The 15,751-nt window shown below is 43.7% G+C and carries 7 protein-coding genes, 1 tRNA gene and 1 pseudogene; 2 read left to right on the forward strand and 7 right to left on the reverse strand.

Features of this window, described 5'->3' with window-relative positions; translation table 11 throughout:
- Positions 1-21: 21 nt before the first annotated feature.
- From ABZM97_RS10290 to ABZM97_RS10305, 4 genes are all read right to left on the reverse strand, one after another.
- Positions 22-7,710 carry an amino acid adenylation domain-containing protein gene (locus ABZM97_RS10290; protein WP_367386823.1) on the reverse strand — a complete coding sequence of 2,563 codons (7,689 nt, stop codon included), beginning with the start codon at positions 7,708-7,710 and terminating at the stop codon, positions 22-24.
- 317 nt (positions 7,711-8,027) lie between these two features.
- Complete coding sequence (dacB, locus tag ABZM97_RS10295) at positions 8,028-9,503, reverse strand: D-alanyl-D-alanine carboxypeptidase/D-alanyl-D-alanine-endopeptidase (protein WP_367386824.1); 1,476 nt, start codon at positions 9,501-9,503, stop codon at positions 8,028-8,030.
- 33 nt (positions 9,504-9,536) lie between these two features.
- A complete protein-coding gene (gene galM, locus ABZM97_RS10300; RefSeq protein ID WP_367386825.1) occupies positions 9,537-10,514 on the reverse strand; it encodes an aldose 1-epimerase in 978 nt (325 codons plus the stop codon).
- 132 nt (positions 10,515-10,646) lie between these two features.
- Positions 10,647-12,038: an MATE family efflux transporter gene (locus ABZM97_RS10305; RefSeq protein WP_087991913.1), complete on the reverse strand. Its 1,392-nt coding sequence runs from the start codon at positions 12,036-12,038 to the stop codon at positions 10,647-10,649.
- 287 nt (positions 12,039-12,325) lie between these two features.
- Here ABZM97_RS10305 and iseA point away from each other — a divergent pair, with 287 nt between their 5' ends.
- Positions 12,326-12,871: a DL-endopeptidase inhibitor IseA gene (iseA, locus tag ABZM97_RS10310; protein WP_333519562.1), complete on the forward strand. Its 546-nt coding sequence runs from the start codon at positions 12,326-12,328 to the stop codon at positions 12,869-12,871.
- A gap of 82 nt (positions 12,872-12,953) precedes the next feature.
- Positions 12,954-14,227 (forward strand): annotated as a pseudogene (locus tag ABZM97_RS10315) (IS3 family transposase); the annotation flags it as partial.
- A gap of 747 nt (positions 14,228-14,974) precedes the next feature.
- Here the strand turns inward: ABZM97_RS10315 and ABZM97_RS10320 are convergent.
- The 3 genes from ABZM97_RS10320 to ABZM97_RS10330 all read right to left on the reverse strand — a co-directional run bounded on the left by ABZM97_RS10320 (position 14,975) and on the right by ABZM97_RS10330 (position 15,736).
- Positions 14,975-15,190, reverse strand: coding sequence for a hypothetical protein (locus ABZM97_RS10320; RefSeq protein ID WP_367386826.1), 216 nt, complete (start codon positions 15,188-15,190; stop codon positions 14,975-14,977).
- Between the two features lie 37 nt (positions 15,191-15,227).
- Positions 15,228-15,416: a hypothetical protein gene (locus tag ABZM97_RS10325; RefSeq protein WP_010330622.1), complete on the reverse strand. Its 189-nt coding sequence runs from the start codon at positions 15,414-15,416 to the stop codon at positions 15,228-15,230.
- 247 nt (positions 15,417-15,663) lie between these two features.
- Positions 15,664-15,736, reverse strand: a tRNA-Arg gene (locus ABZM97_RS10330).
- Between the last annotated feature and the right edge of the window lie 15 nt (positions 15,737-15,751).

Below are 15,751 nucleotides of genomic sequence, written 5' to 3' on the forward strand. Positions count from 1 at the left end.
TTCCACACACCTTTTCAAAAGTTAAAGATCTTTCACAAGATTTTCGATGCTAGATAATGCAGACAAAGTTAATTCCTTATTGCTGAAATCACTCAGTGTTTTTTCGCGTGCTTTTTTCGTCGAACAATGCTCAATCGTCTCGATAAGATGCCTGTGAAAACGATCCATAAAACACTCAATTGTGTGTTTGCTGAATACTGGGGTGTATACCGCTTTTACTTGAAGCCGTCCGTCTGTAATGAGAGCATTGATGTCCAGCTCATATTCTCGTTCTCTCTCACCCGCTATTTCGTAACGAGGCTGGTAATATGATAATTGAAATGTTTCAGCTTCCTTCTCTTCGCTAAATTGGCCGAGATAATTAAAGCTGACCTCAGGCTCTTTATGCGGCGGCAGTTCTCCTATGTGTGTTAACAATCCGTAGCCAGTTCCTTTGTTCGGCACTCTTCTCAGCATATCTTTTGTCGTCTTAATTCGGTAAGCGAGCTGATCTTCGAAAGGCTCGGGAATACTCATGTCCAGCAGAATAGGATAAATGGAAGTAAACCAGCCAACTGTACGTGAAATATCAATATTTGGCAGATGCCCTTCTCTTCCGTGTCCCTCAGTGCTGATCACGATTTGATCGTGCCCTGTCCATTCAGAAAGCGCCAATCCTAAAGCCGTAAGCAAAAGCTCGTTGGCATCAGTGCCATAGGCTTTCTGAGTTTCAAACAGCAGTTTTTCAGTCCAGTCCCCGGATAGTGCAAACATCGAGCTATCACTGTTCAATTGCAGTCTGTCCGGCATATTTTTCGTGTCCTTAGGCAAAATAGCATTGTGAGCGTCCAAAATCGTTTGCCAATACGGTTTTTCTGCAAGCAATTGTTTATTCTCAGCTATGTGTGCAAGACCACTGGCGTAGGACAAATAAGAATCGGTTTTTGGCGGCAGTTGGATCTCTTGTTTTTCTAAAGCCTGCTGGTATGCTGCCGCTAAATCCTCAAGCAGAATTCTCCAAGAAACGCCATCTATCACAAGATGGTGAAGCGCAATCAGAAGATGATCCCCTCCTGCCGTTTTAAACAAACCTGCTTGCAGCAGAGGCCCTTTTTGTACATTCATTTTCCTTTGAATGACGGTTTCCTCAGCGGATAGTTTTTCATCAAGATGAGTTCTTTCCAGCAATTCTGTTGTCCAATCTGCGATGTGAAGCCCGAACAGTTCATGATCTTTGTGATTCATTCCGCGATTATACTGAACGACATGGCCGTTTTGGTCTTGTTGAAAAACCATGCGAATTGCATCATGATGCTCGGTTATTTTACGCAGCGCTAGACGAAGCGCGTTAGCATTAAATCCTTTTTCACTGAAAAGCATGACGGACTGGTTGTAATGATCGTGAAAAGCATGAGCCTGTCCGAAAAATCTTCGCTGAATCGGGGTGAGGTTAGCTTCACCTTCCGCAGGCCCCTGATCCGCTTGAGATGCCAATGGTGTGATATGTCCGCTTAGTTCCTGAATTGTTGGATAACGGAATAAGTCGCGTATAGTCATGCTCCAGCCTTCAGCTGCCAGACGTGCTGCCACTTGTAATGCTTTAATTGAGTCTCCGCCAAGCTCAAAAAAGGAATCGTGAATGCCGACTCGTGACATGCTCAGTACATCTTCCCATATATACGCCATCGTTTTTTGTATGTCGTTAACTGGTGCGGTATATGGGCGCGAGAACACATTATCTGGAGCCGGCAAGGCATTTCTGTCCAGCTTTCCGTTTAGGGTCAGCGGCATGTTTTCTAAAGCAATTAGATGCGCAGGAATCATATACGCCGGCAGTTCCTTTGTTAAAGCAGTACGAAGCGCATTCGTGTTGACGTCTGAAGGCACGATATATGCTGATAAACCAGCCTGTCCATTCTTATCATGCTGAACGGCAACTGCAGCTTCTCTGACAAGCCCCGTTTGAAGCAGAACACTTTCAATTTCTTCTGTTTCAATTCTGTATCCATTTATCTTCACTTGATAATCCATTCGGCCAAGAAGCCGGATCGTTCCGTTTGGAAGAAAGCAGGCTCGATCACCGGTTCTGTACAGTCTTTCTCCTGAGACAAATGGATTTTCTGTAAATTTCATGCGTGTTAAGTCAGGTTTATTATGATAGCCTTTCGCAACACCTGCCCCGCCGATGCACAATTCGCCGGCAGCGCCAATTGGCTGAATTTGGTCAGTCTGGCTGAGTACGTACATGCGTACATTTGGAAGCGGGCTGCCGATTGGCACGTTATCTCCCGTCCACTCTTCTCCCATACTTGTTTCATAAAAGCTCGAATCAATCGTTGCCTCTGTGACACCATAGCTATTGATGATGCGCATGCTTTGGCCAAATCGTTCTGTTAATGTTTTGAAATCTTGAGCTTTCACCATGTCAGAACCAAGAATCAGTATGTCTAAGTCAGGAAGCTTGAGCTGGTTACGGTATATATATTCCATCACCGGAATAATGAGAGCAGGTGTGGACTCCATCATTGTGATTCTCTTAGAGCTCATGATTTTATATATTTCAGCAGGTTCCAGCCGCTTTTCATCCGAGCAAACGATGAGAGTCCCGCCGTTGGTCAATGTTCTTGCCAAATCTCCTGAGAAGACATCGAATGAAAAGCTCGCGATTTGAAGCAGTCTGACAGGCTTCCGATCCAGTTCATAAATTTGACGCCACGCAAGAGCAGCATGAGTAAAGTTACGATAGGTGACAATAACACCTTTAGGCGCACCTGTAGTTCCTGACGTATAAATGATATATGCTGCATCTTCAGGAGCGGGTGATAGGTTAAGGTTACAGCTATTTTCTTCATATGAGACTTCATCATCAAGGCAGATGTGGGACATCTCAGATTCAGATGCATTTGAAATCAAATGCTTCAATTCCTGTTGTAAAAGAAGAATATCTGCTCCGCTATCACGAAGAATGTATTCAATGCGAGCTTTTGGGTAGTGTGAATCGATTGGGATATACACTCCGCCAGCTTTCATCACTGCTAGGATTCCAACAATTGCATCAATGGATCGCTTGGCTAAAACAGCCACAGTTGGCCTCGTTCCTTTTCTTTTTTGCAATGTCCGTGCCAGGCGATTGGCTTTTTCGTTTAAAATCCGATAGCTAATCTGTGTTTCGTCATCAATAACAGCTATATGTTCTGGTGTTTCTTCAGCTCTCGCTTCAAATATGCGATGAAAAGGAACATCTTTTTGAGAAAATTCAACTTGAGTTTTGTTGAATTCAAAGGCTATTTTTTGTTTTTCTTTTTCACTAAGTATATTTATTTGTGAAAGGTTTGTTTCAGGTTTAGAAAGTGCCGCATGCAGAAATTCGCTGAAATGAGCTGCCCAGCGTTCAACCGTGGCTTTCAGGAATACCTCTGTACTGAATTCCATTTCACAGCAAATGGCTCCATCTGTTTCCGTTGCTATAAACGTCATATCGAATAAAGAAATGTGATGCGGGAAATTGGCTGGCCGGACTTTTATTTCTTCCAGTTCTATGTCCTGCTTTTCTGTATTTTGAAGGATAAACATCGCATCAAACACTGGATTCCGGCTCATATCCCGCGTCACTCCAAGCTTGTCGACAAGCTCTTCGAACGGATAATCCTGATGTTCATAGGCTTCCAATGCAGTGGCGCGCACTTCCTGCAAATACTGTCCAAACGGCTTCCCGCCCTCCGGGCGTGTCCGAAGCGCCAGCGTGTTCACAAACATGCCGAGTATCGGCTCAAGGTCCTTGTGCGGCCGGCCGGCAATTGGCGATCCAACGATGATCTCTTCCTGTCCGCTTAAGCGTGATAATACCGCTGTGTAAGCCGCCAGGAGCACCATGTACAGTGTGCTTCCATTCTCCCGTGCCAGTGTATGAAGGCCTGATGCGGCTTCTTGATCAAGCGTAAATGAGACCTTGTCACCGGCGAAGCTCCGCACCGGCGGACGGGTATGATCAGCCGGGAGATCCAGCACCGGCAGCTCGCCCTCGAACTGCTTCAGCCAGTACGCCTCCTGCGTCTGGTACGCGTCTCCTTTTTTATATCCTTCCTGCCATACGGCGTAGTCTTTATATTGAATGTGAAGCGCCGGGAGTTTCCGGTTGTTGTAAAGCGCCCCGAATTCCCGAATCAGAATGTTGACGGAAACACCGTCTGAAATCATGTGATGCATATCAACCAGCAACAGGTGCCGCTCATCTGATACCTGTACGATTTGGGCACGGAACAGCGGCGCTTGGCTGAGGTCAAACGGCTGGATAAACGCGGCTGCGGCTTCCTGTTCGGTTTGTTCGCCGAGGACTGCTGTCTGTAATGTAAACGGCACCTCGCCATGGATGCGCTGCACCGGCTCGCCGCCTTCGTCCTGTTCGAAGGATGTCCGAAGCGACTCGTGGCGCTTGATCAGCTCTTGGAAAGCCCTGTCCAGCCTTTCGGTGTCCAGCTTCCCTTCCAGCTCTAACACAGCCGGCATATTGTAGCCTGTGCCTCCATCCTCCAGCTGCTGAAGGACATAAATCCGCTTTTGGGCGGAGGAAACCGGATAGGTCTCCCGCTGTTCCGCCGGCTTCATCGCTTCATAGGGACTGTCCGTTCCTTCACGGATAACGGAAGCGAGCCCTTCCACCGTCGGATGGGCAAATACATCTTTCAGCGGCACCTGTACATCGAATTCTTTGGCGATCCGGGACACAAGCGCGGTGGCTTTTAAGGAATGTCCTCCACGGTCAAAAAAGTTGTCGCGAATCCCGACAGGTCCGTTTTTCAGCACGTCTTCCCACAGATGGGCAAGCTTCATCTCTGTCACATTTCTCGGCGCCGTGTAGGTCTCTTCATCTGCCGCTCCGTCAGGAGCTGGCAGGGCCTTTCGGTCAAGCTTTCCACTTGGCGTAACCGGCCATTGTTCCATCTCTATCATATGGGCTGGGATCATGTAGCCAGGCAGAAGCGTTTCAAGCTGCGCCCGCACCTCATTTCTTCCGAGTCCTTCTATATAAGCGCATAATTCTGGCTCGCCGCTGTCTGTCCGTACGGTAACGGCCGCCTCCCTTACACCTTCTATGCTTCTAAGTGTTGCTTCAATTTCTCCGGGCTCAATCCGGTAGCCTCTGATTTTGACCTGATCATCCAACCGGCCGAGGAATTCAATATTCCCGTCAGGGAGCCAGCGCGCCACATCCCCGGTTTTGTACATGCGTTCACCCGGGTAAAACGGGTCCTCAAGAAAACGCTCCTTCGTTAATGCCGGCCGATTCAAATAGCCTCTGGCAACACCCGCTCCGGCGATGTACAGTTCGCCGGCGACACCGCAAGGCTGTACGGCTAAATGCGGATCTAAAACATATAAACGCGCACCGGGTACAGGCTTCCCGATCGGAATCCGCAAGCGATCCCTGTCTCGCTCTGGGTCCAATACGTAAAATGCCGCGTCTACCGTTGCTTCTGTCGGCCCGTAGCCATGGATCAGCGAAACCTGCGGCAATAAAGAAGCAAAACGGGCCGCCGTATGGGGCGCAAGCGGTTCACCTCCGGCGAATACACGCTTCAGGCTTGTCCCGTCACCCAACGATTCCATTTCCGCTTGACCCAGAAAGCTGTTCAGCATAGCCGGAATAAAATGAACCGTCGTCACTTTTTCCCGATGAATGGATTTGACGATCAATGCCGGGTCTTTCTCCCAGCCGGGCGGAAGCAGATAAGCCGAAGCGCCGGAAAGCGCCCACCAAAACAGCTGCCAGACAGATGCATCAAAGGAAAAAGAGGTTTTCACCATGACAATGTCCTCTTCCTGAAGCGGAAATTGATGCTGCATACCGGTCAGAAAGGAAACAGCCTGGCGGTGCTCAACGGCTACTCCTTTTGGCTGTCCGGTGGAGCCTGACGTATAGATGACATAGGCGAGAGAACCGCTGTCAGCGGGAGCAAACATATGACTTTCTGCTTTTTCGTTCGCAAGAGATGCTATGTTAACTTCAAGTGTCTCTCCGGAGAAGTTCGGTGCGGAACATCTCGGCTGCGTCAGCAAGAGAGCTGCGCCGCTGTCTTTCAGCATGTAGCTCAGCCGCTCCTCTGGATATGCAGGATCAAGCGGCAAATACGCCCCGCCTGCTTTCAATACGGCAAGTACAGCTATCAGCATGTCAGGTGACCGCTCAGACAGGACACCGACGATGCTTTCCTTGGTGACGCCGCGTGCCGCGAGGCGCGCGGACAGCCGGCTGGCATACATGTCAAGCTCAGCATATGTCAGCGAACCGCCGGAAAAACGGATGGCTGGCCGCTCCGGTGTGCAAGCCGCCTGTCGTTCAAACAGCCCGTGAAGGGTTGGGGCTTTAGGCACAATAGCTTCTGTCTTGTTAAACTCATTCAATAATTTTTGTTTTTCTCTTACATTGGTCATATCTAATTCTTTTATGAAACTGTGCGGATGTTGAAGGGCGTTTTCCAGCAACGTAAGCAGATGGTGCTGTATTCGTTTAATATCTTCAAGAGAAAATAAGATATTTTGATAGTCGAAATTTAAATGTATGGTTCCGTTGTCTATCCGTTCCTGTATTTGAACAGAAAGCTCGTTCGCGGTGGATCCGCTGAAATAAAGCGCCGTTTCATAGTCAAAACCGTCTGCTTTGTGCCATTGGAGCGGCTGATACTGCATAGATATACCGATAAGGTTGTGTAATTCTTTCCGGTCTTTTCTTAATTCATTCACCAGCAAATTATAAGGAAACCGTTGATGACGCATAACGGAAAGCTGTTCCCTGCCTACTCTGTGGACAAAGGAAAGAAAATCTTCATCAGGATCAACCGTTATTCTGATGGGAAGAGAACTGACAAACATGCCGAGCATTTCTTTTTCAGCCTTTGACCCTCTGTTGCCATAGTAGGTGCCAATGGCAAGATCTGTTTTAGAGGTGATCCGGCTGATGCATATGTAAAATGAAGCCATAAATAAGGAAATGATATTGATCTTTTGTTCTTCGCAAAAGATTCGAATCGTTTGCCCTAGATGAGGTGAAAGTGTGATGGTATCTCTGGATGCGGATGTGCTCTGTTTTTGTAAGGACGTCTGGCCGGCTAACGAATGGTATTCCGGCGGCTGCTGAAAGGTTTGACTCCAAAATAAACGGTCCTTTGCAAAACGTGAAGATTGTAGATATTGACTCTCTTTTTCGATGTAGCTCAAGTAAGAAGGTTGAGGCTGATCGGGTAAAGGATCTTGCTTTTTTATTTTTTGATAAAGGTCTATAATTTGATTTCCCATCACATTTAAGGAGATGCCGTCCATTATAATATGATGGAATTTCGCAAACAGCCAAACCTCATGAGTGTGGATTCTTAGGAGATGAAATTGATAAAGGGGCGAGTTGAACAGTTTAAATGGGATTCTCGCTTGATCTTGTATCCATTGCTCTATTTCTATCATTTCAACATTTGAAAAATCTATTATTCCAAGTGAAGTATATTGATATTCAGTAAGATACAGGCGCGGTTCAAGCTCCTCTCCTTCTAGCAGTTGAAACCTAATGGCGTCATTGCGGGAGATGGAATGATTCAACGCTTCCTCTAGGTCATCAAGATCAATATTGCCTCTGAATTTCACACAGGCCGTGAGATTGCAAATGCCGGTGCCTGGCTCCAGCAATTCGGTAAACCACACTCTCCTTTGGGCATGGGTTAAAGAATAAGTATGTTCGCTCAACGGATTCCCTCCAGTTCTTTATAATAAGAGGATAAGAAAAAAGCAGAAAAATGACGATAAAAGTAATTATATGACTATATAATCCTTATATGGACTATATTAACGGATTTTTTTTAAAGTACAATGAAAAATATTAAATTTTTATAACATTTTTTTGAATATAGTATTATTTCTTTAGGTTAATTTTCTTTTTTTATCATTTTTTTGAACATTAAGTGATAAAAGTACCGTTTTATGTCAGGTCTTACATACTGTTTTTGATCATTTATGGGAGACATAAAAAACCTGTTTTCGCTTGGAAAACAGGTCTGCCGCTATTATTGATTTGCTAAGATGACAGCGATTTGATCCTCAATATCTTTTCCATCCTCGTCATCAATCAATCCGTTTAGAAGAATAGAGAAAACAAGGGTTTTTCCGCTCTTGGTTTCTGCGTACCCGGATAGAGAGCTGACCGTACTTAGCGATCCGGTTTTTGCCCTTATTTTTCCTTGTGCAGGAGTGTCGTTCATGCGGTTTCTCAGCGTTCCGCCTATCATTCTGTCACTATTGCCCGCAACAGGCAGAGAATTTAGATACGCTGAGAACCATTTTTCATCTTGAATGTCATATAACAGCTTTGAGATTTGGTCGGAGGATACAGCATTAATATGAGAGACTCCTGATCCGTCTCTTAAGACCAGTGATTTGGAATCAACACCACATTCCAGAAGCGTACTGTTTAATACTTCGAGCCCCTTTTCCCAGCTCCCTTCTCCTTTTTCCGCTTTCCCCATCTCTTTTACGAGCACTTCGGCATGTCCATTATTACTTAGTTTCAAAAACGGAACAAATAGTTTTGACAAAGGCATTGAACGATGAGAGATTAACACGTCTGAGGAACCGGTCGTATTGCCCCTCATGACGTTCCCTTTTACAGTAATCCCTTGTTTTTTTAGTGCTTGCTTAAATAAATCTAAAGCATATCCAGACGGCTCCCAGACAGCAATCCATTCCTTTGTCTTGCTTGCGTCAACCGGTACGCTACCCTCAATTGTGATCGTGTTTGTCCCATGCTTTCTTTCGATCGTGAGGTCCTTCTTTTGACCATCCGCAGCCGTTTCAGCATTGTTCTTAATCGTTACATAATCCGTTTTCGGAGATACAGAAACGGCAGGCTTTTCCCCTTCTTTTTTACCCGGGGTGACCTCTACAATCACAGTGCCTGCATCATAGTCTTCATTTGGAGACACTGTTAAAGCGGAAATTTGAGCGCCGTAATACGTGTATTCATCACTCCACGGTAAATCAGGTGATAATCGCTTGTCATCATACCACGTATCATCACCAATCAGATTGCCTTTAATCACTTTCACGCCGGACTGTTTCAATTGCTCAGCCATTTCTTCAAAATCAGCTGGTAAAAGTGTCGGATCCCCCTTCCCTTTCAAATAAAGGTTTCCATTCAGTTTTTTTCCTTTGAGGATGCCGTCTGTCCGGACCTCGGTTGTAAAGGAATAGTCCTCGCCAAGAACAGTAAGTGCCGCGGCCGCAGTCAAAAGCTTCAGAGAAGAGGCGGGCCTCATTCGGACGTCTCCTGAATGCTCATATAGAACAGCGCCTGTATCTGCAGAGCGAACGGTGATGCCGGCCATTGCGCCTTCGAGTGCAGGATGATCAGCTAAAACCTTATCGATCTGCCCGGCAAGTGCATCGTGTTTATCAGCCGCTTGCGCAGCCTGATGCATATAAGGCACCGAAGCAACGACGAATAGCAGCAAAATAGCAACATATAGCTTTATGCTTTTTTTCATTATTTACCCCGCCTCTCTGCGCCTCATCATAGGTTATTGATGATTCAGTTCAATGGTGATACTGCTTTTGGCTGTCGTTTTTTCTCCCGGCTCCAGCACTTGTAAACCAGTGAGCGATGAAGGCAAATCAAGATTCACTGCGTTTGTCACCCATGTGTAAGGTTCAGGGCATAAATACCCTTGTTTTGCGTCCGCATTGTATACAACCCAATGTTTAAATTGTTCATCTGCCTGATATATAATGCTTAGATGTGCATGCTGATGATAAATGACTGCCTGATTTTCTCCGCCTCTTTTCTGATAAGCAGATAAAAAGACATCATCCAACTGCTTGTGGCGCAAATCCATCCCTTCATGCAAGTCTTCTTTATTCGGTACATCCATCAGCTTCCCAGTCGGCAGCAGGCGTTCATTCAACTCCCATTGCTGATCGGCTGTCAGGGAGAATAACGAGCTTTCTTCCGGAAAAACAAATGTAGTATGATAACCGATCCCCCAAGGAAACGCTTCCTTTCCTTTGTTCATGACCGTTGCATGTTTAAATAGAGTATTCCCCTTTAGCGTATATGTCATCCGAACGACGGTATGATGAGGAAATTGCTTATATACATGGGGAAGCTCTGAAAGATCAATTTCCGTTTCAACGATCACTTCTTCATCAGTTTGCTTCATGGTCACTACGTTCCACTTTTCCTGATAAAGAAACCCGTGAAGATGGTTGTGTTTATCTTTTTCGTTGATATCAAGATGATACGTTCTGCCCCGGAAACTGAATGTGCCGTCACTTATCCGGTTAGGCGGAAACAGGATCGGAATTCCATACAATGTTGGTGTGTGGCGGAAGTTTTCTGCTGTTTCTGGTTCTCGCAAAAGCTGGATCTTTGTTGTTTTGTCCACGAGAGAAATGACGTTGCTCCCCCACTCGGGAACAACAATTATTTCTATATGCTCGTTGCCCGCTTTGATGGCAGGTGTTCCTAAATACGTAATCTTCTCAATGTAGTTTGACATGTAACTCAACCTCTCCTTGATTCATTGCTTGTATAAGAATTCAATGTACTGTGCCATATTTCCTCCATTTGATGTTCTCTCGATCAAATAAAAACACACCGTTCAACACTTTGAACGGTGTGTTTCGTGAGTCTATTGGATGAGACGTGTAATTTGTTTCTTTTTCCACACGAATTGATAATACCCATAAATCAACAACAAGCTGACAGCAAACGCAGCCGGATAGCCAACCCAGACGCCGAGTATCTCGAGTTTTGTGTAGTGGGAAAGTACGAATGCAACAGGCACCTCTACTCCCCAGATGGCGAAAATACTAATAACGGTCGGCCATAAAACCGTTCCGCTTGCGCGCATCGCCGCAGAAAAAATTTGGGCATTTCCAAACAGCAAATAGCTCCACAATGTAATCATCAAGAGACGATGCGCGATGTAAAGTGTGTCTTTCTCGGTTAAAAATAACGCTAAAATCTGCTGTGAAAACACATAGATCAGAATGATCAATACGCCGCCAATAATATAATTCAGCCAAATTCCGACGCGAATGACCTGCTTCAAGCGGTCAAACTCGTTCGCTCCGATCGATTGCGCGGCGAAAATAGACACCGCAATGCCGAGGCTGACGGCCGGCATTTGCACGTAGCTGGCTACCTGGTTGACCACGCCATATGCAGCTGTCGCATCAGAGCCGTAGTGGTTGACGAATGAAATAACCGCTATCTCTGATAATGAGACGAGAATCATATTGATGCTTGATGGAATCCCAAGGCGCAGCAGGAGAGCCAGCAGTTCCTTATCCATTTTCAAATAGCGCCGCACCGTTTTATCAAATTGCAGCGGATGGTTTCGTTTTCGCAAATACACCATTAAAACGAGAAATGTCGCAATCGTGGAGATGACGGTAGCATATGCGGATCCGTATATGCCCAGTTTCGGAAAACCGAACATACCAAGGATTAAGACGGGCAAAAGCGCTATGTTGATGACCGTGCTCACAATCAGCGTATAAAACGGTGTCTTAGAATCCCCTGTTCCGCGCAAAAATGTTGTATACGCAAAATATAAAAACATAAACGGCATAGCGTAAAATAAAATACGTGCATAGCTGGCGCTGACATGAATAACATTTTCAGGTGTACCCATTAAACGAAGAATATCCAAGGTAAAGATACTGCCGATGACGGCTAACACAACCCCTAATAAAAACGTAAACGTGAGCGTCGTTCCGACAACAGCCTTTAACCGTTCCTCATTCTTCGCCCCGTAGGCTTGTCCGATCAGGATCGAACTTCCTGAACCGATTCCAATTGTAAATGAGATTAAAAGAAAAAATAACGGGAAAAAGGATGATACAGCTGCAACCGCATCAACACCAAGCCATCTGCCTACAGCCATCATCCCGACTAACTGGCCTATTGATTGCAGCACGTTGCTTAGCAGAAGCGGCACTAAAAAGAGTGACATAGATCGCCAGACAGATGGATTGCTTTTCTTCTGGGTTACAAGTTGTTCTTGTGATGTTTCCATATTGAAGGACTCCTTTATTTGAATTCGTTTGTAAACATGTCCCCATTCCTTTTACAAAAACAGGATATGCAACATGTTATTATTCATCACTGTCCATATGAAACCCTTCCCGATTCTTCTAATTTTACACATCTTTTTAGCTTATGAAGAATAAACTAGCAAGTAACAGTCTATTTCTTTGTGAGTAAAAGAACAAAAAATAATTTATGCAAAAGTATTGTAATCTATCCGTAATTATTGTAACATTTGTAATATAAGAGAAAGAGATTTTGAAGGAGTGGACCACAATGAAAAAATGTCTTCTATTTCTAACAACGATTGCACTTATTCTGTCATTAAGCACAAATGCATTTGCGAAACATACATCAGGCGATTTATCACAAAAACAAGCTCTGGAGCTGGCATTATCAGCAAGAGAACACTTTTGGAACACAATGAGCGGGCACAATCCAAAAGCAAAAAAAGCAGTTTGCCCATCAGGCACATTCGAGTATCAAAATCTTCAATATGTGTACATGTGCAGTGATCTAGGCACTAAAGCAAAAGCAGTGAATTACTTAACTCCTATTTTCACAAAAACAGCAATCGAAAAAGGCTTTAAAGATTATCATTTCACTGTTTCTAAAGGAAAACTTGCGGTTCCAATCGGCGATGGAGATAATCTTTTGAACTGGAAAAAATCAACTGCTAAACTGATCTCTAAAAAAGGCGGCGCAGTCACATACGAATTTACTGTTCCTGCTTTAGATGGGTCACCTGCAGCGAAACGGAAAGTGACATTTGTAAAAGAAAATAATACATGGAAAGTCAATCAATTTGACGCCGTTATATAATAAAAAACGCCCGGCATAAGTGAAGTGCACCCCAAATTTTAGACACAGTCTAAAATTTGGAGGTGCTTTTTCTTTTGGCTAAAACGGCAACGAGAGTTTGCTTGGGATCGCAAATCATATTGGAGTGCATAAAAGGGTACTCCAATATTGGGTGAGAAAATATCAATATCACGGTGAAAAAGCGTTCTTAAAGTCATATACAAATTATCCAGTCCAATATAAACTAGACGTACTTCACTATATGAATGAATATGGGACGTCTATCTTGGAAACAGCTGCGATATTTAATTTACCTTCTGACTCAACGCTTTGGAACTGGCAGCACATAATGGAAACACAGGGATCAGACGCCTTAAAACCAAAGAAAAAGGGGCGCTCGTCCATGAAAAAGAAGACAGGAAAACAAGCACCAGCTCAAGGGTCAATAGAAGAGTTACAGGCAGAAATTGAACAACTGCGCATGGAGAATGAGTATTTAAAAAAGTTGAATGCCTTAGTTCAAAACAAGGAACAATCACCAAACAAGACAAAGCGCAAGTAGTCTATGATTTAAGGCATAAGTATCCGGTGAAAGCACTTCTCAGGCTCGCAGGTATTCCGCGCAGTACCTACTATTATTGGGCAAAGCATTTCGATCGCCCTGATCGAGATGCCGACATGAAAAAGATGATTCAAACCATTTTTAACGAACATCAAGGCCGTTATGGATACCGCCGTATTCGTGATGAACTAGAGAATCGGGGACGAAAGGTTAATCACAAAAAAGTGCTGCGTATCATGAAAGCCCTCGGACTAAAATGTATGGTTCGAAAGAAAAAATATCGTTCGTACAAAGGAACAGTCGGCAAAGTGTCGCCTAATAGTTTAGCTCGTAACTTTAAAGCTGAAAAGCCAAATGAAAAATGGGTCACGGACATGACGGAGTTCAAATTATTTGGGCAGAAGCTGTACGTATCGCCCATATTAGATCTGTTTAATGGTGAGATCATTACCTATACGATTGGTTTAAGGCCTGTTTATTCCCTTGTTTCGGTGATGCTTGATCAGGCATTCAAGCATTTGAAAGATGGGGACAAGCCCATTATGCATTCCGACCAAGGCTGGCATTACCAAATGAAGCATTATAGGCAAGCCTTAAAAGAACGCGGGATTACACAAAGCATGTCCCGAAAAGGCAACTGTTACGATAACGCAGTGATCGAGAATTTCTTTGGTATCTTAAAGTCTGAATTTCTGTACCTAAAAGAATTTGAAAGTATCGAACACTTTAAGCAAGAACTTGAACGATATATTGACTACTACAATCAAAAACGAATAAAGGCAAAACTAAAAGGCATGAGTCCGGTACAATACCGAACTCATGCCTCAAAGCTGTCTACAGAAAACCTGTGTCTAACTTTAGGGGGTCACTTCATAAGCGGGCGTTTTTTTGGTCTAAAGAGAGACAACAGACGAAAAGCTCGTTGTCTATTTGTCTATTTCCCCTATTCATTGTGCAATTTGTATACCTTTTCCCCCTCTAACCTTTTGGGAATAATAATATATCAGATAAACAATCAGAAAGACTAAAGCTGCGGCAGCATAGTATAACGGCATCGCCAAGAAAGGAATAAAATTCGCTATGACCACCAATATAATGATGCTTATTCCATAAAAGCTTGTAAAGCGTAGTAAAGCCATATGCCCCTCACCTATTTCGACTATTTTAACAAAAAAAAAGAAAACTGCTGAAGAGCCGTTTTTGAGACGCGATGTCACAATTTAAAATGGGAAGAATTTTTCCCACATCTCTTCTCAAAAAAGGGCGCTTAACGCACTTTAAGGCTGTCGAGAAAACCTCGACAGCCTTAAAGAATCCCCTTATTCTTTTGAAATCTTTTTTAAAAGTGTTTAAATACTTTCTATTGGGTTCTAGACGTTCGGTATGATCTACCATTTTTACCTCAACAGGTTTCTTTGTAACTTTTTCTTTAAAACCAGCAAATCTTTTATTTACCGGCACCTCGAATTGATAAAGATTGTTACCCATTGTAACTTCATAAACGTCTTCTTCAAGAATCCATTGCTCTACTAATTCTTGTGGGTCGCTCTTAGCTGTTAATTCTACTTTATCTTCAATTGTGGTTGTTTTGCCAAATTTCTCCCCCCCATAGTCTCTTGAATAGAATAGTGAATTTCTTGTTCAAGATTAAACATCATGACATCAATGGGAACACTTATCTTTACTTGAGTACGAATATCAAAAATTTCAACAGTAAAATGTTTCTTTCTTCTAACGCTTGTGTGCGCCTGAAAACTTTTGTGGTATGCAATTGCCAAAATAAAAAGCACCTCGAAGGATGCTTTTTGATAGACTTTATTTCGCTCTTACATCAAATTGCGTTACAAGTCGCATATTAATATTTGCAATACGCTTACCATTCTCATACTCATACCAATGTTCACATTCTTGTAATTCTTTGATAAGTGCTTTCTCAGATTCTGCATTTACTTTAGCTGTTCTTACATTTCCATTGTCAAACCAAAAGTCAACTACAATGTTCATAACCTTTCACCTCTTGTTTTATTATCAAACAAGAGATCTAGAAATGTAACAGTTTGCAAAATTTGTCGAACGATTCTCTATTCCTCATTGGGTTTATTCTAGTGCGAAAAATGTGTAAAAAGAAATCAATTCACATCGTTTTCTACCGTATTCTTGTCCAATTAAAAAACTCCTAGAAACACCAAAAAACCCTTGTTTTACAAGGGTTTTAAAGCTTTATGAATCTGAACCCATCTCATTTAAAAAACGCTCTAGGAGAGATTCGAACTCCCGACCTGCAGTTTAGGAAACTGCTGCACTATCCGCTGTGCTACTAGAGCTTTTGTATTTATATA

The organism is Bacillus vallismortis (genome assembly GCF_040784915.1).
Lineage (GTDB): Bacteria > Bacillota > Bacilli > Bacillales > Bacillaceae > Bacillus > Bacillus subtilis_G.

Excerpts from the sequence above, each read along its gene's own strand:
- ABZM97_RS10325 (WP_010330622.1), bottom strand. The coding sequence starts at position 15,416 with ATGAACATTGTAGTTGACTTTTGGTTTGACAATGGAAATGTAAGAACA.
- dacB (WP_367386824.1), bottom strand. The coding sequence starts at position 9,503 with ATGAAAAAAAGCATAAAGCTATATGTTGCTATTTTGCTGCTATTCGTC.
- iseA (WP_333519562.1), top strand. The coding sequence starts at position 12,326 with ATGAAAAAATGTCTTCTATTTCTAACAACGATTGCACTTATTCTGTCA.
- ABZM97_RS10305 (WP_087991913.1), bottom strand. The coding sequence starts at position 12,038 with ATGGAAACATCACAAGAACAACTTGTAACCCAGAAGAAAAGCAATCCA.
- galM (WP_367386825.1), bottom strand. The coding sequence starts at position 10,514 with ATGTCAAACTACATTGAGAAGATTACGTATTTAGGAACACCTGCCATC.